At 43.3% G+C, this 24,112-nt stretch carries 18 protein-coding genes; 8 read left to right on the top strand and 10 right to left on the bottom strand.

What is annotated here, in order from left to right; all coding sequences use genetic code 11:
- The first annotated feature begins 6 nt into the window (after positions 1 to 6).
- Positions 7 to 681, top strand: coding sequence for a DUF1129 family protein (locus tag HMPREF9421_RS03890; protein ID WP_006595682.1), 675 nt, complete (start codon positions 7 to 9; stop codon positions 679 to 681).
- A 34-nt stretch (positions 682 to 715) separates the two neighbouring features.
- Here the strand turns inward: HMPREF9421_RS03890 and HMPREF9421_RS03885 are convergent, their stop codons facing one another.
- From HMPREF9421_RS03885 to rpsF, 4 genes are all read right to left on the bottom strand, one after another.
- Positions 716 to 1,237 carry a GNAT family N-acetyltransferase gene (locus HMPREF9421_RS03885; RefSeq protein ID WP_006595681.1) on the bottom strand — a complete coding sequence of 174 codons (522 nt, stop codon included), beginning with the start codon at positions 1,235 to 1,237 and terminating at the stop codon, positions 716 to 718.
- Between the two features lie 179 nt (positions 1,238 to 1,416).
- Positions 1,417 to 1,656: a 30S ribosomal protein S18 gene (gene rpsR / locus HMPREF9421_RS03880; protein WP_000068664.1), complete on the bottom strand. Its 240-nt coding sequence runs from the start codon at positions 1,654 to 1,656 to the stop codon at positions 1,417 to 1,419.
- A 41-nt stretch (positions 1,657 to 1,697) separates the two neighbouring features.
- The gene (locus tag HMPREF9421_RS03875; protein WP_006595680.1) at positions 1,698 to 2,192 is read right to left on the bottom strand and encodes a single-stranded DNA-binding protein; all 495 of its coding nucleotides are present in this window, start codon (positions 2,190 to 2,192) and stop codon (positions 1,698 to 1,700) included.
- Between the two features lie 26 nt (positions 2,193 to 2,218).
- Positions 2,219 to 2,509: a 30S ribosomal protein S6 gene (gene rpsF, locus HMPREF9421_RS03870; RefSeq protein WP_006595679.1), complete on the bottom strand. Its 291-nt coding sequence runs from the start codon at positions 2,507 to 2,509 to the stop codon at positions 2,219 to 2,221.
- Between the two features lie 278 nt (positions 2,510 to 2,787).
- On the opposite strand from rpsF, the gene HMPREF9421_RS03865 reads away from it, so the two are divergent.
- The 3 genes from HMPREF9421_RS03865 to HMPREF9421_RS03855 are packed head-to-tail and all read left to right on the top strand — an operon-like array spanning position 2,788 to position 5,117.
- Complete coding sequence (locus HMPREF9421_RS03865) at positions 2,788 to 3,840, top strand: bifunctional glycosyltransferase family 2/GtrA family protein (protein WP_006597154.1); 1,053 nt, start codon at positions 2,788 to 2,790, stop codon at positions 3,838 to 3,840.
- Positions 3,827 to 4,729, top strand: a complete 903-nt coding sequence (locus HMPREF9421_RS03860) for a phosphodiester glycosidase family protein (protein ID WP_006595677.1) — start codon at positions 3,827 to 3,829, stop codon at positions 4,727 to 4,729. The genes HMPREF9421_RS03865 and HMPREF9421_RS03860 overlap by 14 nt, the downstream gene beginning before the upstream one ends.
- On the top strand, positions 4,710 to 5,117 hold the full coding sequence (locus tag HMPREF9421_RS03855; protein ID WP_006595676.1) for a hypothetical protein: 408 nt from the start codon (positions 4,710 to 4,712) through the stop codon (positions 5,115 to 5,117). The genes HMPREF9421_RS03860 and HMPREF9421_RS03855 overlap by 20 nt, the downstream gene beginning before the upstream one ends.
- 67 nt (positions 5,118 to 5,184) lie before the next feature.
- Here the strand turns inward: HMPREF9421_RS03855 and HMPREF9421_RS03850 are convergent, their stop codons facing one another.
- From HMPREF9421_RS03850 to HMPREF9421_RS03835, 5 genes are all read right to left on the bottom strand, one after another.
- Positions 5,185 to 9,690 (bottom strand): SGO_0316/SGO_0317 family LPXTG-anchored serine peptidase, encoded by a 4,506-nt coding sequence (locus tag HMPREF9421_RS03850; RefSeq protein WP_006595675.1) that lies wholly within the window; start codon positions 9,688 to 9,690, stop codon positions 5,185 to 5,187.
- An 83-nt stretch (positions 9,691 to 9,773) separates the two neighbouring features.
- The gene (locus tag HMPREF9421_RS03845; RefSeq protein WP_006595674.1) at positions 9,774 to 14,174 is read right to left on the bottom strand and encodes an SGO_0316/SGO_0317 family LPXTG-anchored serine peptidase; all 4,401 of its coding nucleotides are present in this window, start codon (positions 14,172 to 14,174) and stop codon (positions 9,774 to 9,776) included.
- Positions 14,175 to 14,430: 256 nt separating this feature from the next.
- The gene (locus HMPREF9421_RS03840) at positions 14,431 to 14,604 is read right to left on the bottom strand and encodes an LPXTG cell wall anchor domain-containing protein (protein WP_006595673.1); all 174 of its coding nucleotides are present in this window, start codon (positions 14,602 to 14,604) and stop codon (positions 14,431 to 14,433) included.
- 57 nt (positions 14,605 to 14,661) lie between these two features.
- Positions 14,662 to 14,826: a hypothetical protein gene (locus HMPREF9421_RS10945; RefSeq protein ID WP_006595672.1), complete on the bottom strand. Its 165-nt coding sequence runs from the start codon at positions 14,824 to 14,826 to the stop codon at positions 14,662 to 14,664.
- Positions 14,827 to 15,140: 314 nt separating this feature from the next.
- Positions 15,141 to 17,525, bottom strand: a complete 2,385-nt coding sequence (locus HMPREF9421_RS03835; protein ID WP_006595671.1) for a phosphoketolase family protein — start codon at positions 17,523 to 17,525, stop codon at positions 15,141 to 15,143.
- 358 nt (positions 17,526 to 17,883) lie between these two features.
- Here HMPREF9421_RS03835 and HMPREF9421_RS03830 point away from each other — a divergent pair, with 358 nt between their 5' ends.
- Positions 17,884 to 18,855 carry a hypothetical protein gene (locus HMPREF9421_RS03830; RefSeq protein WP_006595670.1) on the top strand — a complete coding sequence of 324 codons (972 nt, stop codon included), beginning with the start codon at positions 17,884 to 17,886 and terminating at the stop codon, positions 18,853 to 18,855.
- Between the two features lie 109 nt (positions 18,856 to 18,964).
- Here HMPREF9421_RS03830 and hutI read toward each other — a convergent pair whose 3' ends face one another.
- On the bottom strand, positions 18,965 to 20,212 hold the full coding sequence (gene hutI / locus HMPREF9421_RS03825) for an imidazolonepropionase (RefSeq protein WP_006597169.1): 1,248 nt from the start codon (positions 20,210 to 20,212) through the stop codon (positions 18,965 to 18,967).
- Between the two features lie 200 nt (positions 20,213 to 20,412).
- Between hutI and HMPREF9421_RS03820 the strand changes: the two genes are divergently transcribed.
- The 3 genes from HMPREF9421_RS03820 (at position 20,413) to HMPREF9421_RS03810 (ending at position 24,066) form a co-directional block, all read left to right on the top strand.
- Positions 20,413 to 22,443: a urocanate hydratase gene (locus HMPREF9421_RS03820; protein WP_006595668.1), complete on the top strand. Its 2,031-nt coding sequence runs from the start codon at positions 20,413 to 20,415 to the stop codon at positions 22,441 to 22,443.
- 81 nt (positions 22,444 to 22,524) lie between these two features.
- Positions 22,525 to 23,424 (top strand): glutamate formimidoyltransferase, encoded by a 900-nt coding sequence (ftcD, locus tag HMPREF9421_RS03815; RefSeq protein WP_006595667.1) that lies wholly within the window; start codon positions 22,525 to 22,527, stop codon positions 23,422 to 23,424.
- Between the two features lie 12 nt (positions 23,425 to 23,436).
- The gene (locus tag HMPREF9421_RS03810) at positions 23,437 to 24,066 is read left to right on the top strand and encodes a cyclodeaminase/cyclohydrolase family protein (protein ID WP_006595666.1); all 630 of its coding nucleotides are present in this window, start codon (positions 23,437 to 23,439) and stop codon (positions 24,064 to 24,066) included.
- Positions 24,067 to 24,112 lie beyond the last annotated feature (46 nt).

Raw genomic sequence — 24,112 nt, 5'->3', positions numbered from 1 at the left:
GTATTTATGTCTCAATTTGATTTGACCCAATTAAGTAAAAAGAATCAAGAATTCGTTCGCATCGCTAAACACCAATTGATTGAAAACGGCAAAACAGAAGAAGAGGCTACTAGCCTGATTGAAGAAATTCTTCCAGCTATCTTTGAAAACCAACCAAAAGGAGTAACGGCGCGAACTCTCTTTGGAGCGCCAACTGTTTGGGCCAATGCTTTTAGTGATCAGGAACGCTACGAAAAAGAGCATCCAAAAGAGAATGATGCTCCTCATCTTATGATCACAGATTCTTTCCTTCTCGTCTTTGGTCTCTTTGCTGCTATTTCAGCCTTCATGAACTTATTTGCTCCTCAGGGAACCACTTATGGACTCCTCACATTGGCTCTTGGTAGCTTGGCTGGTGGGGTTGTGCTCTATTTGATGTATTACTACTTCTACCAATACTACGAAGTTTCTAAACGTGGAATGAAACGGCCTGCTTTAACCAAGTCACTTCCTATCCTAATGTTAGCCATGATCCTTTGGGTTGTGATTCTCATGGTCACTGCTTTACTCCCACAATTCCTCAACCCGCGTGTACCAAACTGGTTCATGCTCTTACTCGGTGGTGGGGCTCTTCTCCTCCGCTACTATTTGAAGAAAAAATACAATATCAAGAGCGCCAATACAGCACCTCAACGACGCTAAAAATAAACGGATGAAGTTTTCATCCGTTTTTGTTTTACTGCATGTTCTTGTTCAATCTTTTTGAAAAATAGAGGACTAAGTCATCATTGTTTTCACAAGAACTGTAAGGGGCCAAGGGCTGATCCCTAAACCAAACTCCCGAACCATCTGGAATATAACCTCGTTTGATGTACAATCTCTGAGCAGGTCCATAACCTGAGTGGAGCCCAACACCAAGCGTCACCTTATCCGATACGAGTTTAACTCGTTTTTCCGCTTCTTCCATCAAGAGATTTCCAATACCTTGATTTTGAAAAGGCTCAAAGACATTGAAATCTGAAAGTTCTGGATAGACTCCCACGAAAGGGCCGTGCTTAGCAGCAGGCAATATAGTGATATAACCTGCCACAAATCCATCCGACTCAGCTACTAATACGTCTCTCTTTCCGTTCTCCTGATCCTGAAAATAGCTGGCCAAGATATCCTCTCTACCCGGCCACCCTTGGTGGATAAAGGCTTGAGAGATCCCTTCAATATCATACTCCATCATACTTCTGATGATTGTGCTTTCCTTCATGTTGCGCTCCTTGATACCTTTCTCCCCCTCATTATAGCATAATTAGAGCTTGGGAAAGGTCAAAGAGGGCCACCCGGACCTAACTCACTATCACATTTCTATGCTCGCAAAAAAGATCCAAAAGGGTCTGAAAAAGAGGTCCACTGGACCTGAAAAAAAGACCCATAAGGGTCTTTTCTTTAATCTTCGTTTACGAAAGGCATCAAAGCCATTACGCGAGCGCGTTTGATAGCTGTTGTTACTTTACGTTGGTTCTTCGCTGAAGTTCCAGTTACACGACGAGGAAGGATTTTCCCACGTTCTGAAACGAAACGGCTAAGAAGCTCAGTATCTTTGTAATCAACATATTCAATTTTGTTTGCTGCGATGTAATCAACTTTTTTACGGCGTTTGAATCCGCCACGACGTTGTTGAGCCATGTTTATTTCTCCTTTATAGTTTTAATTCGTTAAACCCATTCTTAGAATGGTAGATCGTCATCCGAGATGTCCATTGGATTAGCTCCGAATGGATTGTCATCACGTCCAAAGTTTGGTGTTGCATTTGATGGTTCAGATCCTCCAAAGCTTGGAGCTGCATTTCCTGCAAATCCTCCAGCTGAAGCATAACCACCACCTGCTTGTCCTTCACGATTCGCGCGGCTTTCCAACAATTGGAAGCTGTCCGCTACGACTTCAGTGACATAAACACGTTGACCTTGCTGATTCTCATAATTACGAGTCTGGATACGACCTGTAATCCCAACTAAGGCACCCTTTTTAGCCCAATTCGCTAAATTTTCAGCTTGTTGACGCCAAATCACACAGTTGATAAAGTCCGCATCTCGTTCACCATTTTGGTTTTTAAAATTACGGTTAACCGCGAGTGAGAATGTCGCAACAGCCTGATTTTGAGGGGTATAACGAAGTTCAGCATCTCGAGTCATACGACCTACAAGTACAACATTGTTAATCATTAGTCACCTTCTTTATTCGTTAGGGCTTACGCATCAACTTTTACGATCATGTGACGAAGAATGTCACCGTTGATTTTTGAAAGACGGTCGAACTCGTTAAGAGCTGCATCGTCGTTCGCTTCAACGTTTACGATGTGGTAAAGTCCTTCACGGAAATCTTGGATTTCGTATGCAAGACGACGTTTTTCCCAATCTTTTGATTCAACAACAGTTGCACCGTTGTCAGTCAAGATAGAGTCAAAGCGTGCTACCAAAGCGTTTTTAGCTTCTTCTTCAATGTTTGGACGAATAATATAAAGAATTTCGTATTTAGCCATTGATATGTTCCTCCTTTTGGTCTAATGACCCCAAGTCTTTGCAAGGGGTAAGTGAGGTTTGCTCACAAGAAACTATTATACCAGACTTTAGGATAGATGGCAAGTAAAAATACCTTCTCTTAATTCTTTTTGAGAAGATTTATCTTTCTTCTATTATTTTCTCTAGTTTTTATACAGCAAGGAAATCTCTCCCTTTCCTTAAAGAAAACTGATATCAGTTAGCTTTAAGAATGGGCCGTTATACTACCTTCATCACAAACAAGAAACGAGGAACGGTTATGAATTATTTAGTCATCCCCGCTTATCAACCTGATCAAAAACTTCTCAAACTGGTGAAAAAACTGAGAGAAAAATGTGACTTCTCCATTATCGTTGTGGACGATGGTAGTTCTGAGGAGTGCCAGGCTATTTTTGAAAAATTAGACGGATTAGCCACAGTCCTTCACCACGAAGTGAACCTTGGAAAAGGAGGGGCTCTCAAAACAGCCTACACTTACATTCAAGAGCAAGGGCAATACGGTACAGTCATCACTGCCGATGCCGATGGCCAACATAAGGTTTGGGATATCTTCCGCGTGGCCAACCAGTCGCAAGATAATCCGAATCAATTGGTTCTAGGGGCACGCGCCTTTTCAGGCAAGGTTCCTTTGCGTTCTGCTTTTGGAAATAAATTGACCCGCTTCTTGTTCAAGCAACAAACAGGGGTCGCTGTGACAGATACCCAGACTGGCCTTCGAGCCTTTACAACCAACATGATCCCCTTTATGTTAGAAATTGAGGGTCAACGGTATGAGTACGAAATGAATGTACTTCTTGCAGCTAGCAAGGCCTTCCCCATCTTGGAAGTTCCGATCGAAACAGTCTATATCAATGACAATGAAGGGTCCCACTTCCGCCCTATTCGAGACGGCCTTATGATCTACAAGGACATGTTTAAATTTGCCCTCTCTTCCCTGAGTAGCTTTATCGTTGACTATCTGGTCTACGCCTTCTTCCTTTTCGTAATGATGGCTGTGCCGATTAGCCTTCGGATCCTCCTTGCCAACGGGATCGCTCGTGTGGCTAGCTCTATCTTTAACTACTCGACCAACAAACGTTTCGTCTTTAAGAACAAAGACAGCCTGGCTCGAACCGGAAGTGGTTACTTGGGACTTGCGATTGGACTCTTTATTCTCGATACCCTCTTGATTCGACTCTTCTATACAAGCTTCGGTCTTCATTTGCTCCTCAGCAAAGTGATCGTCGGACTCTTGCTTTTCGTCGTCTCATGGCTGATTCAGAAAAAAATCATTTTCAAGGAAAGGACTGCACCTACTCATGAAATTCTTTAAAAAATCGTATACCTATGCTGCTTGTTTTGGTATCCTGCTAACAAGCTCCTTCAGCTATTCTATGCTTAAGACCTTCGTCTTATCAGATGCCATCCAAACCGTTAGTGCGACCACATCGGATACCACGGCGGCCAAAAAAGCAGCTGCTTCAGCTACAACAACCGATACTAGCTATACGGATGACAATATCCAGGTAAACTTGACAGAAAAAACAGTTGAAAACACTCAGGTTTACATTGCAGATATTACGCTTAGCTCCTCAGACTATCTCAAGACGGCTCTAGCCCAAAATACCTATGGAACAAACGTGACAGCTAAGACCTCTGTCACTGCAGCTGAGAATAATGCCATTCTAGCCGTCAATGGAGACTACTACGGAGCCAATAGCACCGGCTATGTCATCCGAAACGGAGTGGTTTATCGCGATACGGTTCGTGAAGACTCTAGCAATGGCGACTTAGCCATTTACAAGGATGGTTCCTTCAAAATTATCTACGAAGACGAAATCTCTGCGGATCAGTTGGTCAAAGACGGGGTTGTTAATCTCCTTGCCTTCGGACCTTCCTTGGTTGAAAATGGGGAAATAACTGTCGATACTAACTCAGAGGTGGGGCAATCCATGGCCTCTAATCCACGAACAGCCATTGGGATCATCGATGAGAATCACTACATCATCGTCGTATCAGATGGACGGACTTCTGAAAGTGAAGGGCTTTCTCTCTACCAATTAGCGGAAGTGATGAAATCGTATGGCGTTAAAACAGCCTACAACCTGGATGGTGGTGGATCTTCTACCCTCTACTTCAATGGCCAAGTTATTAACAAACCAACTACAAATGGTACTATCTCAGAAAGGGCGGTGAGTGACATTGTCTACATCGGTTACTAATCCTATCAAACAACGGTTGAAAAAGACCATCCTCTGGTACATTCTTATCTCGGCTTTCTTCTTCGTCGGGAGTCGCATCTACGAACACTTTAGTTTTGGCGAAACCTCTGCCTTCATGCACTACCTCTTCTTGATCCCTTTGATTGGTGGCGCCCTGCTCGTAGCTCTGCAACTAGTGGTAAAAGGCCTTTCTCGAATCACTCTTAATCTTTGGAACTCAGCTGTCGCCACGGCAACTGCTGGAGCCCTCTACCGAGGTATTGTTAACCTCTCTGGTCGTTCAACAACTCTCGACCAACCCTACTATTATGTTGCAGGGATCCTTCTAGCCCTTGCCCTCATCAGCCTCTTCTTTGTCCGCAGTGTCTGGGTGGAGAAAACAGCTTAAAACATTCAAAACGTCCGTTTCTAAAATTAAACGGACGTTTTTTAGAGTAACCAAATACATGAACGACTTAATCTTGCCGTTTTTTGCTTGCTACAAACCCTGCTACAGCCAGTGAGGTCATGCCAAAGAGGCTAAGGACTGTTGAAGTCAAGGCTTCTTGTCCTGTTTTGGGAAGGCTAGTTGTCGGCGTTGATGCAGCCACTTCTGCTTGACCACCAGTATGATAGGCAACAGCGACTGGTTTGTTTGTTGCAACTTCTTTCGTTTCAGGTGTAGTTGGTTGAGCTGGGGTAACTGGGCCTTTGGATACCGCTGGTTGGACAGGCGTCACTGGAGTTTCCGGTATCACTAGTGTCGGATTTTCTGGTTGAATCCATGGCGCTACAATCGCTCCACTATGCACCTCTGGGTTTGGCTTGATAACGTCTTTGACCAAAGAAAGAAGGTGGAAATTGATCTGATTGGTCACTTCATAAAGGAAATCATTTTCCGATGCACGGTAGCCTGCTGGGAGTTCCACATGGACACGATAGGATCCGTTCATCAGCATGGTCTCAAAGCGCTGCAAATCATAGATGCTTTGTGGGAGAAGACGGCTATTTCCGTCATTCCCCACCACCTTTACAACTGTTCCCGCCGGAACTGGCTGGTCAAATCCAATAGTGAGTTTGTTTTCATCTAAATAATGGAAGGCAAAGGTCACTTTCGGATGTGGGTTTTCAGGTGAAACCGTCACCTGCTTCACTAACTCTGTTCCCCAATCATAATGGTAATCCGACAAGGTGATTTTGACTGTATAAGTGCCGAAAGGTAGGTCTGGGAAGCTGCCGCCATTGTAGGAAGCATTGAATTCTCCTTCCACAACCCGCCCTTGGTCATCCACCACTTGGTAACGAACGACAGATGGATAATAAGAAATCACTTCTCCACTACTATCTGTAAAGACGACCTCTAAGCTCCTCTTTTCAGCTGTTGGTTTTTCAGTCTCTGTCTCGGTTGGTTGTTCATCTGAGTTGGCTTCATTCGTTGGGGTCGTTGCCTCTATCTTCTTCCCTTCGATGTCCATCTCAGTGGTATTGTAGACCTTATCCCAAATGCTATAACGGACAGTAGAAAGGTCCACCCCTTCTGGAAGCAGATAACTGCCATCCTCTTGAGGTTCTAAGGCTACTGTTTCCCCGTCCTTGACATAGGACAGATAAGTTCCTGCTAGTCCACTGCCGGTTTCAATCACCTTTCCTGGACGGAAAATCCGAGTCTGCGGGTCATAGTGAGCACTTCCAGTCTCAATGCTTGGAGCCGTGTTGTCAATTTTAACCTTGAAGTTAAGTTCTTGTTGTTTGGCTCCTGAAGCAGTCGGACGGTAGGTAATCACAAATTGGTATTCTCCATCTGGGAGTTGTTGGCCATCTTTGTCCAAGCCTTCCCAAGAGATTTCATAAAACTCTTCACTGCGATTCCCAATTCGGTAACTCCAGTCGGTCTTTCGATGCACTTCATTTCCAACCTCGTAAATCGGATTGGTCCGTGCCGTATCCTCCTTATTGTAAACTGATAGGTGGACATTTTCAACATTGCGAAGCATGACGGCTTTGACCTTGATGCTATCAAAGCTGGAATCATTGTTTGGAGAGAAGTAAAGTTGGTCCCCATCAAAGCGATCCCCATCCTGCCCAAGAGTTTTGGCTACAGACTCCCCATTCTCATAGACATAACTAATCAAAGAAGTAAAGTGGTTATCTGGATGACGCTCTGGCGTTTCTGGGACCTTTTCATCTGGATAGTCTGTCTTGTCCTTATAGTAGTAAAATGGCTTGTCACTACCTGTATATTCGTAGATAGGCTTTTCGATCCCGCGAAGATTTTGGTAATCTCCATGGAAGCCAACATAAGGAAGGCTGACCAGATGTTTGTTGTTGCTGGCATCTTTGACAAGTACAAAACCTTCTAAGAAATAACCATTTGGCATTTGCTTGCTGAGCTCTTCCTTGTATTTGCTCGCGTCAACGGACACGTGGATCGTCCGCTGACCATTGGCTGGAATCGTGATGCTTTCCTTGCCATCTAGGGTTTCTAACAGACGAGGATGAAGGGTGAATTTGCCATCCTGGACTTGGTCTGTCTGAAGGGTGGTTTCATAGCGGACAGACTTCTCTTGATTGGAAAGATTGTGGATGGTTACGTCAAACTCAAAGGTATCAGTGACATTGCCAAGTGTTAGACTGCTTTTCGCATCTTTTGCAGTCACATAGAGATCTCCTAGAGCTGCAGCTGTGACATCCATGACCCCTGCGCCTTGCTGACGTACAGAGGAATAGGCATGTGTCTCCTCATCAACATGCGGAACAGCTGTACTCATGGTCATCTGTTTGACAAGAACTTGCAATTGTTCTGGACTGAGATGAGGGAAGCGCTCCTTCAGGGCTTGTTTCACCAGTACAGTGGCTCCTGCTGCATGAGGAGAGGCCATACTGGTTCCCCTATCCATATAGTACTCTCCATTATTAACAGATGAGTAGATCATCCCTCCAGGAAGGGTGACATCTGGTTTGAGGTCGCCATCAGCTGACAGCCCCCAAGAGGAGAAGTCAGATAGTTGATTGGCTGCATCGTAAGGAACACGTTTAAATTTGTTGGCAATATGGAGCTGGTAATCTTTGGCATGTTGAGCTAGGACACTTCCAGCACCGTGGCCAATGACCCCAACTGGGAATCGTTCTCCCAATCCTTCCAGGTCAAATGATGTCGGTGTATCCCCCTGCTCTTTAGTTTGATAGAAGATGATGCCTGTTGCACCTGCACTTTTTAGTTGTTTAATCTTTTCGAGATCAGAAACTTGGCCTCCTCTTTCTGTTAATACCAAACGACCATTTACTTGATTTCCCTGATAATTTTCTAGTCCTCCATTCTCAACATGGAGATAACTTTGAGGGATGGTTGTCCGAAAGGCGTCTCGTTCTACAAAGGAGTGCATTGGAATTTTTCCATCTGGGAAGTCTTTTGAACCTTCTAACTCTTTAACGCTTACACTAGCCTCGGTCGACTCATGCTTAGTTAGACTATTGATAGAAGCAACTGAAATGACATTTGGATTGACGGATGGGGTCCCTGTCATTCCATAATCTGGTGTGCTTGCAAGTGGCTTGCTGTGCCAGAAGCCATTGGTGGCCATATTGGTAGATGCGACCGTAATGGTTACTCCAGCTTTTCTTGCAGCATCAAAAGTCTGGCGCGTAATTTCTCCCACATCATAAATCGAACCAGATGCAGTTCCCAAACTCATATTGATGGAGTCAGCACCTAATTTAACCGCATCTTCCACAGCCTTGGTATAAATAAAGTTCTGAACTTGTCCCCCCTTGGTATCTGAGAAGACTCGTAAAAACATCAATTGAGCTTCTGGGGCAACTCCTCGAATAATCTCACCATTTGGGGAAGGTTGAGAAGCATTTCCCACTGCTGTTCCTGCTACGTGGGTACCGTGAGAGATTGGATCGTCTTCCTTGACATTGTCATTCATATCACTATAATTGTGAACGTAGACAATCTTATTATTATACCACTTACCATAAGAAATTCCAGCCTTTTTCTTGGCCTCCTCTATGTCCGCTTCACTCTTGAATTTTGCCTTACTAATATCTGTTAGGCGGAAAATGTCGTGTGCTGGATCCACCCCCGAATCGATAACCGCTACAACCTGTCCCTGGCCTTTGATACCTTTATCCCAAAGAGGTTGCAAGTTAATCAAGCTATTTTCTTCACTGACCTTGGTCACACTTGAAGTTGGGGAGGCAGGAACAGGCTGGGGATCCTCTACTCTGGACCGGTGAAGCGGAGCAAAATCCACTGCATCCACACGCGCCAGTCCCCGAATTTTCTTAGCATCACCGTAAGTTGTTTCTAAGGCTAGTCCACTAAATAACAGATTGATATCATAGAGTTTTTTAAACCGAATCGATTGTTTCTCTAGTTCTTTTAAAAATTGCTCATGCTCTTGATTGGTCTTCTCAATCCGCCTTGCCTTATCAAGTTCAGAAGAAGGGATCCCTTCTACAGACTCTTTTCCTTCTTTTAGTCGAACTAAAGCTTCGACAGGAGTCGCTTCATCCAATTCATTAGGAGAAGGAACTTCTGAACTGTTCGCTATAGTTTCCTCTGATTTTTCTTGAACCGATGTTGGATTTGTTACCAAAAGCGTGGGCGAACTGACAGGTTTAGAAATCTTCTCTGTTGGTGTTGGAAGATCGACTGTTGGTTTTTCTTTGGGGGCGATAATCGCAGTAGCTTCTACTGCTCTTTCTTCATTGAATTCTTGTCCCTTATCAGATGTAGTTGTTTCTCTTATCTCTTCTGATAGAAGCGACTTACTACTTGATTCTGTAACAAGATCGGTTTTCTCTTTTTCAAGATCCACCTTGGCATCATCTACCACGGAGACTGTCTGTACTTGCTCTTCTGGACTTACTGTATCTGCAGCTACCATTGGTCCAACAAAAGTAAGCCCAATGAGGACTGATGCTACTCCAACTGCATATTTTCGAATAGAAAAACGTTGTTTACGATGAAACTCCATATAATACTCCTTTATCTAAAGGAAGGAGGCTACCCAATTGGTCACCTCCCCCTATCCTTTACGATTCTTTAAAGATTCAAGAATTAGTCCTGACCTTCTTTTCCTCTTTGACGAATAAAACCTACTCCACAGAGGGATAAGAGGAGACCTAGTAAGCCAAGGGCGTCTCCAGTTTGACCTGTATTTGGTAAGGTCACCTTCTGATTTGGAAGAAGAGTGACCTGTGTAACCTTCTCATCCTTTTCATCTGGCCGAACGTACATCGGACGCAAGTCTGCTTTCTTCTGAATTGGTTGATGAGGCTGTCCCAGCGCCGTCACTTTTTCACTAGGATGAGGTTGCTGATCCGGAGAAAATGGACTAGGAACTGGACTTGGAGAAGGTGTAGGATCTTCCTTTACCTCTACAAAACTGGTTAGGTATCGATTCATTTTTTCCCCTACAGAATAGTAGAAATTATTCTCTAGGGCACGATATCCCTCAGGTAGGTCAATCAAAATACGATAATCACCATTTAACAAAATCTTTTCAAAGGTCTTAGGTTCATAAATCGTTTGCTCCAGTTCGTGCTGTTCTCCAGTTTCTTTATGGATTGCAAATACACGAGTTCCAGATGGCAATTCCTTGTCAAAGACGACATCAAAGCGATTCTTATCGCGATAGCGGTAAACGAAGTTGACAACTCCTTCTGGATGATCTTTAGATAATTCGACTGTTATAACAGTTGGAGAAACCCATGAATAGTTTTCATCCTGTCCCGTGATCTTGACGGTGTAAGTTCCGAAAGGTAGTCTTGGCAACTCACTTTCATAATAGGTATTAAACTCTTTATCAATGCGATTGCCCTTGCTATCAAACACCTGATATCGCATCATTTCAGCATATTGAGAAACTGCATTTCCTTCCTCATCAACAATCCGAACCTCTAAGCGACCATCCGTAGCTGGTTTGTTTGTTTCAGAGCCTGTTTCTTCTTTCGGTTTGGTATTTTCTTTCTCTGTTGAAAAAGGAGCTGGTTTCCCTTCAAGTGTTAAGATATTGGTATTGTGAACCTTGTCCCAAATAGAGAAGCGAACCGTAGTCAAATCAACCCCCTCAGGGATACGATAGTTGCCATCTTGATTTGGAGAAAGTTCAACGGTTTCCCCATCCTTTTGGTAGGTCAAGGATTTTCCAGCTAAACCGCTACCTTCTTCAATGATAGCTCCTGGCTTAAAGACGCGAGAAGTAGGGTCATACAAATCTTTTGTCGAAGCTAATTGAGGAACTTGGTTATCTACCTTCACCTGCAAGATAATTTCTTGTGGTTTTGCACCAGGAGTGCTTGGTCGATAGGTAAGGACGTATTGATATTCTCCATCAGGAACTACTTGACCATTTTGATCTGTTCCTGCCCAATGGCTAGCTGAGAGGAGTTTGCTCCGTTCATTAATTCTCCATCCATAGTCCGATTTTTTCTGACTTTCATTGCCTTTTTCAAAAATTGGATGTTCCCGTTTCAAATCATCTGCCTTATAGACAGCTAAGTGAATATTATCAACGTTTCTCAAAACGACCGCATTTAAATTAACCGAATCTAAGTTTCCATCCTTATTTGGAGAAAATGCGAGAGCTTTTCCATCATAACGATCCTCTGTTTCTCCCAGAACCACCTGTTTATCTTCCCCATCTTTACGGACGGTGCTGACTAAGGCAGTAAAATGATTTCCGGGATCCTTAACCGGATTGTCGTCTTTTTCATTTTTGTAATAGTAGAAAGGTTTTTCACTTCCAGTAAATTCATAAACTGGTTTTTCAATACCAGGTAAATCTTGGTACTGCCCTTTAAAACCAATATAAGGAATGCTAACTAAATCCTTTTGGGTCTTGGCATCTTTAAAGAAGACAAAACCTTCTAAAAAGTAGCCGTTTTTCATTTGTTCCGAAAGTTCTTTTGTGAAGCTACTTGTATTAATCTTAATTGGAACAGTGACACTACCTGAAGCAGGGACGACAATCTTCTTATCCCCCATTTGATCAAGTAATTGGCGCATTTGCAAGGTAATCCGTCCCTTTTCAACCTGATCCGTATTGACAACTGTATGGTAAGTCAGCTCTTTAGCTTCCTGGCTCAAGTTATGAACCGTTACCTCAAATGTGAAACTATCCTTCACATTGCCGAGCGTCAAACTACTGTCTGTTCCTTTTCCTGTAACAAAAAGATCACCAAAAGCAGCGCCAGAAGCGTCCATTAAGCCAGATCCCTGTTGGCGAACAGAGGCGTAGGTATTGCTTTCCGTATCTTTGTGAGGTTTAGCAGTACTCATGACCAGCTGACGTAGCAAGGTATGGATTTGTTCTGGACTATAGTGAGGGAAACGTTCTTCCAAGGCTTTCTTAATCAAAGCTGTCGCACCTGCCGCATGTGGCGTGGCCATACTCGTACCTGCATCTAAGTCGTAAGAGCCATCTGGAATAGCAGAGTAGACATTTCCACCCGGCAAGGTTACATCTGGCTTCAGCATACCTTCAGCTGTTAGACCCCAACCTGTAAAGTAGAGCATTTTATTCGCTTCGCTATAAGGTACTTTTTTCACTTCTTGATGGAAGGTTAGTTGGTACTCTCCAACGTGCTTCGCTAACTCCTTCCCTAGGCTATGTCCTAATACACTGACAGGAAAGAAGGATCCCCAATAACCCATCGGAAGTTTTTGCACTGTATCTCCTTGATCTTCCGTCTGATAAACCAAAATCCCTTTGGCACCAGCCTGTCTTAGGGCATTAATTTTATCCTCATCTGAAACATCACCACCACTTTCAACCAAGGCGATTTTCCCCTTGACAGTCGGAGTCCGATAAGCATTCTCCCCACCTTTTGGAACATAGACATAGGATTGTGGTCCCTCAACAGGGAAGATCAAACGATAGACAGGAAGGTCGACCAGACCATTTTGGAATTCTTCCTTATTCTTTAAGGCAGGAACTTCTAGGCGAATTTTTGTCTCATGAGTGATACTGTTATTGAAGGCTCCAATTGCTAAAACTCCCTTTTCAACAGCTGGTTCATCCATGGTTCCAGTGTCTGGTGCATCCGATTTTGGCTTAGCTTGCCAATAGCCACTGACAGCATAGTTCCCTGCTGCAGCATTGATGACGACACCTGATTTTCTAGCAAATTCAAAAGCCTTACGAGTCAGTGGATGGGTATCTGCTTCTGCACCATTAACTCCCCCAAAGCTCATATTGATGGTATCTGCCCCTAATTTCACTGCATCTTCTACAGCCTTTGCAACAACAAAACCTTGTTCCGTCATCCCTTTTTTATCAGAGAAGACCCGCATAAAGATCAGTTGTGCTTCAGGAGCTACACCCTTGAGCAATTCTCCTGTTGGCACTGGTTTTGTTGCATTTCCGACGGCAGAACCTGCAACGTGAGTTCCGTGCGAACGTGGATCATCTTCCTTGATCTCATCATTCATATCGGAATAGTTATAGGCATAAATCACCTTATCGTTGTACCACTTACCATAAGTGATGCCAGCCTTTTTCATGGCCGCTTCCATCTGCTCTTTATTCTTGTATTTAGCCTTACTTTTATCTGTTAAACTAAAGAAGTTATGGTCATAGTCCAGACCAGTATCTAGGACAGCAACAACACTTCCTTGACCCTTGATTCCCTTATCCCACAATGGTTGAAGATTAATCAGTTCATTTTCATCACTAACCTTGCTAGGGACTAGGGTCGTTTGTTTCTTAGGAAGGTTTTGGGTTTCTGATGCTGCGGAAAGAGGCGTAATGTCAACATTTTCAACGCGGGCCACCTTTCGTATCTTGAGGGCATCTTTGTAGCTAGTCTCTAAGACAAAACCATTGAAGAGTAAATCAAAATCGGCCAACTTCTTATACTGAATTCCCTTTTCCTCCAGTTCTTTTAAAACCGCAGATTTGACTGGAAGATTTTCATTCAGTCGCTCTTTGATTTTTTCAGCCCCAACTGGAGTTTCAGAGTGTTTGGATTCTAAGCGAACAAGAGCTTGAACCCGCGCTTCTTCTTTGGCTGAATCTATGACTGATGAAGTTCCTTCCTTTTCAGGTTCAGAGACTTCCTGGGCTCCTTTCTTTCCTTCAAGTCCTTCATCTTTAGTAGCTACAGCTTCTGGTATGGACTTTTCTTCACTGGATTTATCATAAGTAGAAGGCACATCTCCGATTTTCTTATCCGCATTTTCTGATTCCGTCAGAGAACTTTTACTATCTGGCGCTTCCGGCAATTGAAGCTTCTGATCAATCACTGAAACAATTAGATTCGAATCCTGAGAACCTGTCTCCGCTTCTGCTACACCTTCCGTTCCATGTTCAACCCTGGCTGGTAGATTCTGCTGAGGAGTCCCTCCTTGCTCCTGCGCTAATACAGCAGGACCATAAAAAAGGCACCCGACTACAACGGATACTAAACCAACTGCGTATTTACGGAAAGAAAACCGTTGTTGTCTGTCACTTCCCATAACCTGACCTCCTTAAGTTTTTGTAAGCGTTTACCGCTCCTTCATTTTAGTCCTTATCTTATGTAAAGTCAATGTATTCTAGAAAAATCTAAAAAAAGTATAACATTTTGTTGATTTCTGACAATTTTTCCAAATGAAGTGGGATTGAATGAGGTTGACTTAAAAATTGAAGGCTTCGTGCAAAAATAAAGTTAGACTTTTTTCAATTATATAAAAGAAAAAGGAAGCCCTCCTAAAGAGGAATCTTCCTTTTTTATTAGTTTTCTTCACGTTTTTTGCTGACAAATATTCCTGCCAAGGCAAGGGAAGTCATGCCATACAGGCTAAGAAGATGGGTAACAAGCTCATCTTGTCCTGTTTTTGGAAGGGGACTGCTTGGTTCTTCCTTGACGCTAGCTCCAGTATGGTAGCTCACTGCGATGGTTTTCACACTTGCTTCTTCAACTACTGGACTGCTTGCGACAGCCGAACTCAGAAGTTGATCAGATTATTTCTCTTCATGAACAGGAGTTTCTGGTACAAGCGGAGCAGGCTGTGGTTGTGGAATCGGCTGTGGTTCTGATGTTGGTTGTGTTTTTTCTTCTTCCACTTTTTCCACAAACACTTTATTTCCCAGGATAGAGGCGGTTAATTTCCTACCAGCTTTTTCCATATCCTGGATATATTGGATAAAGACTTGTGACCATATCTTAATAAAGCGTTTTCTATATGAATTAATCGCTAGTTAATAGGCTTCAAAATAGATAAATAGCAAGCAGGTTTAAAAATGGTATAAAAAAAGGCTGGGACAAAAGTCCTAGCCTCTCAATTGTCTTTGGATTATCAAGCAAGACGCAGTGGTTGAGTGGGCTCTACTACACTGATTTTATCAGCTTTTACAGCCCTACTCAACTGTGCGGAGGTGGGACGACGAAATCGAATTCTAACGAATTACCGATTTCTGTCCCACTCTCTTTTGAAATAAACTTATTTATTTACATTTTCCCATTTCCAGTTGTGTACTTCTGGAATATCATCACCATGTTCACGGATGTAAGCATTGTGGAAGGCAATTGTTTCGTCCATTTGAGCTGCAAATTCAGCTGCTTCTGCTCCAAGAGCTGCATTAGCTGCATCTTGCGCCAAGTGGAAGCGATCCAATTCAGACATGACACGCATATCGAATGGTGTTGTGATATCACCGTTTTCACGGTAACCATGCACACGCAAGTTGTGGTTGTGACGGTTGAAGAAGATATCACGGATCATTCCTTCGTAACCGTGGAAGGCAAAGATCACTGGTTTGTCAGCGGTGAAGACTTTGTCAAACTCTTCATCTGAAAGTCCACGCGCATCGACTGATGGGTGACGCAATTTCAAGATGTCTACAACGTTGACAAAGCGGATCTTCAATTCTGGGAAAGCCTTGTGCAAGATTGTGATGGCTGCAAGAGCTTCTAGGTTCGGCTCTGTCCCTGCAGCTGCAATGACAAGATCTGGCTCTTCATCTGCTGAAACAGTTGATGCCCAATCGATCACCTTGTATCCTTCACGAACCAATTCTTCTGCTTCATCAGCTGAGTAGAATTGAGGACGTGGGTGTTTTGAAGTAACGATCAAGTTTACCTTGTCTTCTGCCTTGAAGGCTTTATCCATCACTGCAAGCAAGCTATTGGTATCTGCTGGCAAGTATTCACGGATGTATTCAGGAGTTTTCTCAGCCAAGTGAGTCAAAATACCTGGATCTTGGTGAGTATAACCATTGTGGTCTTGTTGGAAAACAGTTGAAGTCGCAATCAAGTTCAAGGCTGGGTAGTTTTTACGCCATGTCGTGTGAGTCTTCGATTTACGCAACCATTTGAAGTGTTGAGTAATCATAGAGTCTACGACACGAAGGAATGATTCGTAAGATGCGAAGAATCCATGACGACCTGTCAAGACATATCCTTCGAGCATTCCTTCTGCTTGGTGCTCTGACAATTGAGAGTCAATGACACGTCCAGCAGGGCTCAAAGCTTCATCGTAGTCTGGTTTCGTACGTCCTAACCATTGACGGCTTGTACGAGTGAAGACTTCTTGAAGACGGTTTGATTTGGTTTCATCTGGTCCAAAGATACGGAAGTTATCTGGGTTCGCATCCACAAGATCTGCTGCATACTTACCAAACTCGATCATATCTTGCGCCATGATGGCACCTGGTGTTTCGATCTTGAAGGCATGTTTCTTCCAATCAGCAGTGTCCATTGGTTTGATAACACCTGCGTTTGTGATTGGGTTCATAGCCATGCGACGGTCACCTTTTGGTGCGATTTCAGCAATTTCAGGAACTAGTTTACCAGTTTCGTCAAACAACTCTGCTGGGCGGTAAGATTCCAACCATGAAAGAAGGGCATCTACATGCTCCATGTGGTGAGCATCTACTGGGATTGGCACTTGGTGCGCACGGAATCCACCTTCGATTGGTGTTCCTTCCCAAGCTTTTGGACCTGTCCAACCTTTAGGAATACGAGCAATCAAGACAGGGTATACTGGTTGAGTTGCTTCTTCTGCAGAACCTTTACGAGCTTCTGCTTGGACTTTCTTGATTTCTTCAATCGCCTCGTCCAATTTTTCTGCAAACAAAGCATGAGCTGCTTCATGGTCGTCAGAAATAGCCGTTACGTCTGCAAAAATTGGTTTCCATCCAAGACCTTCAAAGAAGAGGGCCAATTCTTCGTCTGTTTTGCGTTCGAAGATTGTTGGATTGTGGATCTTTCCACCGTTGAGGTAGAAGATTGGAAGAACAGCACCATCATTGACTGGGTTCAAGAAGGTATTGGCCAACCAACCAGCCATCAATGGACCAGTTTCCCCTTCACCATCACCGATTACGGTTGCGGCAATCACATCTGGATTGTCCAAAACAGCTCCCGCTGCGTGAGAAAGAGCATAACCAAGTTCTCCACCTTCGTGGATAGATCCTGGAGTTTCAGGTGCCGCGTGAGATGCAATCCCTCCTGGGAATGAGAAGATTTTACATAGGTGTTTAAATCCTTCTTCATTTTGTGGGATATTTGGATTCAATTCTGTGTAAGAACCATCTAAGTAAGAGTTGGACACCATAACTTGTCCACCATGACCTGGTCCTTCAATGTAGAACATATCCAAGTCATACTTGTTGATTGCACGGTTCAAGTGTGCGTAAATAAAGTTTTGTCCAGGTACAGTTCCCCAATGTCCGATTGGGTGAGCTTTCAAATCGTTTTCAACCACTTCACGTTTCAACAACGGGTTGTCTTTTAAGTACATTTGAGCAGCTGAAATATAGTTTGCTGCGCGCCACCACGCATCCACTTTATCCAAGTATGCTTTGCTGTTAAAATCAACAGTCATATTGTCTCCTCTCAAATTCTAGCTATGATTCTGATGAATTAGAATCCAGTGCAAGTATTTAGGTTATAAACATTCTGTTTCACTAACATGAAGACAGAATGAGCGCGAACCAAATTTAATTCAATTCTTTTCTATTCTATCAATAATTTATCTTTTTGTATATAGAAAAATTAAAAAAAATATAGTTTTTTATAAAAAGTTACTAATCTCTTCTAAAATCAAACCATTTTTCAATTATTTTACAGACAGCTTTTTGGTAAAACTACTAAAAAGCCTTAAAAATCAGCCATCTATAAATTTCCTTGTCACATAAAATCTTTCATGATATACTTTAGATATCAAACTAAAGGAGGTCGATATGATTAAGGAAAAACGCAATAAAGGATTTGTTTCAGGTCTGGTGCTTGCCCTTGTCTTCCTGGCATTCGCAGGATTAATGTTTTCATTATGGATTCGTCACCAAAATCCTGCTACTAGCTTTGCTAAGGCAGAAAAGTCTGGGGATCCTGTAACGATGCAAGTCTATGATATTTATCCAGAACCTGTCGGAACTGTGGACAAAAGGCATGTACTCTATATTGTCCAATACGATAACCAAAATGATGGTAAGTATGCAGGGATCGAAACCAAAAAAGACGATACGACGATTAAAGAAATCATTGATAAAGCGAAGAATGGGGAACTGCAGACCAATCCTTATCAACTAAAGGGAACGCAATTAGCCCCTTTGGCAAAGGATAGCAAGAATACATCTCGCAATGGTCGCCTTGTCGGTTATAGTGAGTACATCCATTCCCTCCTTGACCCGACTTCTGTCGTGTCACTCAATATGACGACCAGCTATTACTTAAGCCTTACGGAATATAACAAAGACTCCTTATTCCTCTTACTAGGTTCAGTTGCTTTAGTTGGACTTACCATTACAATGGTTGTAGCCAGCTTCTCTGTTCGGAAACGGACCATTGCTTCCTATCAGGAACTCCACCAAAACTATCCCGAACTCCAAGGAGATCTAAACCGTTTGGCTGATGAGGCCAGTTACTACAATCAAGACTTAAAAGTTATCTTATACAAAAATCATTTGATCACCTATTTCAGAGGAACACAAACGATTGATTTACGAGATGTTCAACAACTATACTTACATGTCACTCGAGTTCGTCAATCAGGTATTGCCCGCTCTATCTTCCAATTGTGCTACATCCGCAAGGACAAGCCAAAGAAACAGCACCGCCTAGCCATTAAAAATAAGAAGAACGCTGAAGAACAACTCTACACTCTCTTTGCACAGGTGTCTGAGCGATTCCCAGATGTCAAGGTTGGAATTTAAAGCTTTCTAACTCCTCTTTTGAAATACTTTTCTAAGCCCTAAAACCCCCTCATCAACCAATTCTGATGAGGGGGTTTTTCTATTTAGGTCACATTTAAAACGAAGAAAATTAAATCACTTTCTTACCATTTTTATAGACATCTGTCACTAGGTTGGTCGCAAAGAAATAGAAGAGATAATCTAGATTTGGTGCGTCATAAATCGTGATATCAGCTTGTTTTCCAACATCGAAAGAGCCAATCGTTTTGGCACGATCTACTGAGTAGGCTGCATTGATGGTCACTGCATTGAGAATTTCCACTGGAGTTAGGCGCATCATGAAGCAACCAAGGTGCATGGCAAACTGGAGATTGGCTGTCGGACAGGATCCTGGATTGCTGTCTGTTGTTAGGGTAATAGCCATGCCAGCGTCCAACATCTTACGAGCTGGTGCATAGGTATCTTCCATGAGGCTGAAGGTTGTTGCAGGCAAAAGATTTCCAATAACTTTTGCTTTTGCTAGTTTTTGAATGCCCTCATCAGTAATGACCATCAAGTGTTCTGCACTGGTAGATTCCAATTCGGCTGCCACATCCACGCCACCAATGGACTCAATTTCATCCGCATGAATTCGTAATTTGAAGCCCATTTCCTTGGCTTTCGACAGAAGATAGCGTGATTCATCCGCTGTAAAGACACCCTTTTCACAGAAGATGTCACAGAATTCAGCCAGATTGTCTTCTTTTACCTTTGGAAGCATTTGTTCAATAATCAGATCTAAATACTCTTGAGAACGGCCCTTGTACTCTGTCGGGATCGCATGAGCTGCCATAAAGGTTGAAACCAGATCAATTTCATGGTCTCGGTCCAAGGCTGCTACTACATCTAATTGGCGTTTTTCCGTTTCCCAATCCAAACCGTAACCACTCTTGGCTTCAACAGTTGTCACCCCATGGCGCAACATATAATCCAACAGTCGTTTGGATTTGTCATAAAGGTTGTCGAAGGACGCTTCTCGTGTCGCCCGGACAGTGCTCAGAATCCCTCCTCCTTGAGCGAGAATATCTAAGTAGGAAACACCCGCTAACTTTTTAGCAAATTCATGTTCACGACTGCCTCCATAGACCAAGTGGGTATGGCAGTCAATCAAGCCAGGGGTCGCAACTTTTCCTTCACAGGATTTTACTTCCGTATGGTCATCGATCAGTCCTGAATCTGGTTGACCGGTCCCCACTGCAAGTATCTTTCCATCTTTAATGGCGATATAAGCATCGGAAAGGATTTTTGCCTCTGCCATCTCCTTGCCATAAAGAGGATGACCGAGGTCGTTTGGACAAAACAACTGGTTAAAGTGGGTTAAGATTACATCAGCAGACATATGAATACTTTCCTTTCTATTTCCATTGTTATTCATTTTATAATTCTAAAGCAAAAGCGTCAAAAAAAAGTCAAAAAGTTTTTCCCTCATTTTTTTTTGCTTTATTAAAAATTAAATTTATTTTTGACTCTTTATTGACGTTTCTTGGATACAATAAAGAAAATATAAATTCATAGTTTATACATAAGGAGGTTCCTACTATGTCATTTATAGACGATAAAGAAATTGCAGCTGCTATGTCTGTCAAACTTGACTTTGATGTCCTACCTGAAAAGGCAACGTTTCAAGAAGGCATCCGTCGTGCACCTGATAGAGGCTTCCGCTTAACGCAAGCTCAGACTGAGATTGCCCTTAAAAACGCTCTGCGTTACATCCCTAAAAAATTCCACCAAGAGTTGATCCCAGAATTTCTAGAAGAACTAAAAACTCGCGGTCGGATCTATGGCTATCGCTTCCGTCCAAAAGATCGGATCTATGGAAAACCAATTGATGAGTACAAAGGAAACTGCACTGCTGCTAAAGCTATGCAGGTCATGATCGACAACAACTTGAGCTTTGAGATTGCTCTTTATCCTTATGAATTGGTTACTTATGGAGAAACAGGATCTGTCTGTGCTAACTGGATGCAATACAACTTGATCAAGAAATACTTGGAAGTCATGACGGAAGACCAAACCTTGGTGGTTGAATCTGGTCACCCACTCGGTCTCTTTAAATCTAAACCAGAAGCTCCTCGCGTTATCATTACCAACGGTCTCTTGATCGGTGAGTATGACAACATGCACGATTGGGAAATTGCTGAAGAGATGGGCGTTACCAACTACGGTCAGATGACTGCTGGTGGCTGGATGTACATCGGCCCTCAAGGAATCGTTCACGGTACCTTCAACACTCTTCTTAATGCTGGACGTCTTAAACTCGGTGTGTCTGATGATGGCGACTTAACTGGTAAACTCTTTATTTCATCTGGTCTCGGTGGTATGAGTGGCGCTCAAGGGAAAGCAGCTGAAATTGCCAAAGCTGTTGCGATCGTTGCAGAAGTGGACCGCTCTCGGATCGAAACCCGTCACTCTCAAGGATGGATTAGTCAAGTGACAGACAGTGCCGAAGAAGCTGTGAAATTGGCTCAAGCAGCACTGGAAGCTGGTGAATCAACTTCTATTGCCTACCATGGTAATATCGTAGACTTGCTTGAATATGTCAATGAACACCAAGTTCACGTTCATCTCTTGTCTGACCAAACCTCTTGCCACAACGTCTATGATGGTGGCTATTGCCCAGTTGGTATCAGCTTTGAAGAACGGACACGTTTGCTGGCAGAAGACAAAGAAACCTTCCACCGTTTGGTCGATGAAACTTTGGCTCGCCACTTCGCAGTGATTAAAGATTTGACTGCTAAAGGCACCTACTTCTTCGACTATGGTAATGCCTTCATGAAATCCGTGTACGACTCAGGCATCAAGGAAATTTCTAAGAATGGTCTCGATGACAAAGACGGCTTCATTTGGCCATCTTATGTAGAAGATATCATGGGCCCTATGCTCTTTGACTATGGTTACGGTCCATTCCGTTGGGTCTGCCTCAGCGGTAAACACGAAGACTTGATTGCAACTGACCACGCAGCTATGGAAGCGATCGATCCAACTCGTCGCTACCAAGACCGCGATAACTACAACTGGATTCGCGATGCTGAGAAGAACCAATTGGTGGTGGGTACAGAAGCTCGTATCCTCTATCAAGATTGTATGGGTCGTGTCAACATTGCTTTGAAATTCAATGAACTCATTCGCCAAGGTAAGATCGGACCAGTCATGATCGGACGTGACCACCATGACGTATCTGGTACAGATGCTCCATTCCGTGAAACATCCAATATCAAAGATGGATCGAACGTTACTTGTGATATGGCCGTGCAATGTTATGCTGGTAACGCTGCTCGCGGTATGAGTCTTGTTGCTCTCCACAATGGTGGTGGTACTGGTATCGGTAAAGCTATCAACGGAGGATTCGGTCTCGTTCTAGACGGTAGTCACCGAATCGACGAAATTATCAAATCTGCTATTTCATGGGATACCATGGGAGGGGTTGCTCGTCGGAACTGGGCACGGAACGATCATGCTATTGAAACAGCGATCGAATACAACCGTCTCCATGCAGGAACAGACCACATCACTATTCCTTATCTTGCAGACGAAGATTTGGTCAAAGATGCGGTTCAAAAATTGTTTTAATTCAAAAAAATAAAAATTGAGAAAGGGGAGGAGAATACATTGCCCTCCTTCCCCACTTCTCCTATAAAAAGAGGTAATCATATGGCAAAAATTGTTGAGTGTATTCCAAACTTCTCTGAAGGACGCAATCAAGCTGTAATCGACGGATTAGTCGCTACTGCGAAAAGCATTCCAGGTGTTACATTATTAGACTACTCGTCTGATGCTAGCCACAACCGCAGCGTCTTTACACTCGTTGGGGATGAAGAAACCATTCAAGAAGCGGCTTTCCAATTGGTAAAATACGCATCTGAAAACATCGATATGACCAAGCACGAAGGCGAACACCCTCGGATGGGAGCAACAGACGTTTGTCCATTCGTTCCAGTCAAAGATATCACAACAGATGAATGTGTCGAAATCGCTAATAAAGTGGCGGAACGCATCAATCGTGAATTGGGTATTCCAATCTTCCTCTATGAAGATGCCGCAACCCGTCCAGAACGCACCAACCTCGCTAAAGTTCGTAAAGGCCAATTCGAAGGAATGCCAGAAAAATTGTTGGAAGAAGACTGGAAACCAGACTACGGTGAACGCAAGATTCACCCAACTGCAGGGGTTACTGCTGTCGGTGTCCGTATGCCGCTCGTTGCCTTCAATGTCAACCTGGACACAGATGATCTAGAAATTGCCAATAACATTTCTAAAATCATTCGCGGATCCAGCGGTGGATACAAATACTGTAAAGCGATTGGTGTTATGCTAGAAGATCGCAACATTGCCCAAGTTTCTATCAACATGGTCAACTTGGAAAAATTCCCATTGTATCGCGTCGTTGAAACCGTTCGTTTCGAAGCACAACGCTACGGGGTTCGAATCATCGGAACAGAACTCATCGGACTTGCTCCAGCTAAGGCTTTGATCGACTCAGCGGAATACTACTTGCAATTAGAAGACTTTGACTACAGCAAACAAGTCTTGGAAAATCACTTGTTGGGTTAGAAAGGGAGTTCTATGAAACTAGTTGACTTAAGTATTACTGAGTTTGCCAAGGTTCTTGGTTCAGATGCCCCAGCTCCAGGTGGTGGTTCTGCTGCTGCCCTATCTGCTGCAAATGGGATTTCCCTTACAAAAATGGTCTGCGAACTGACCATTGGTAAGAAGAAATACACTGAATTTGAAGACCACATCAAAGGGGTTCACGAAAAAAGTGCCCACCTCCAAGATCAATTACTAGAAGCCATTGACAAGGATACAGAAGCTTTCAACGTCGTATCAGCTGTCTTTGATCTTCCAAAAGAAACGGAAGAAGAGAAAGCCGCTCGTCGTGAAGCCATGCAAAAAGCTTTGAAACATGCGACAGTATCTCCTTTCTCTATGATGGAGCTCATCGTTGAGGCGCTTGAAACCACCAAAGAAGCTGTTGGCAAGTCCAACACCAATGCGGCGAGTGACCTAGGGGTGGCTGCTCTCAACCTTAAAGCTGGCCTTCAAGGGGCTTGGCTCAATGTCCTAATCAACATTTCAGGAATCAAGGACCAAGACTTTGTCCAAGAATACCACGGCAAGGGTCTCGAACTCCTCCAAACAGGCTCTGACCTTGCAGATAGTATTTACCAAAGCATTTTAGAAAGCCTATCATAAACCTATCATTCAACTTTATAACTTTAATACCTACAAAGAAAGAAGG

The organism is Streptococcus australis ATCC 700641 (assembly GCF_000186465.1).
GTDB lineage: Bacteria > Bacillota > Bacilli > Lactobacillales > Streptococcaceae > Streptococcus > Streptococcus australis.
This window is presented reverse-complemented; position numbering and strand designations above follow the sequence as displayed.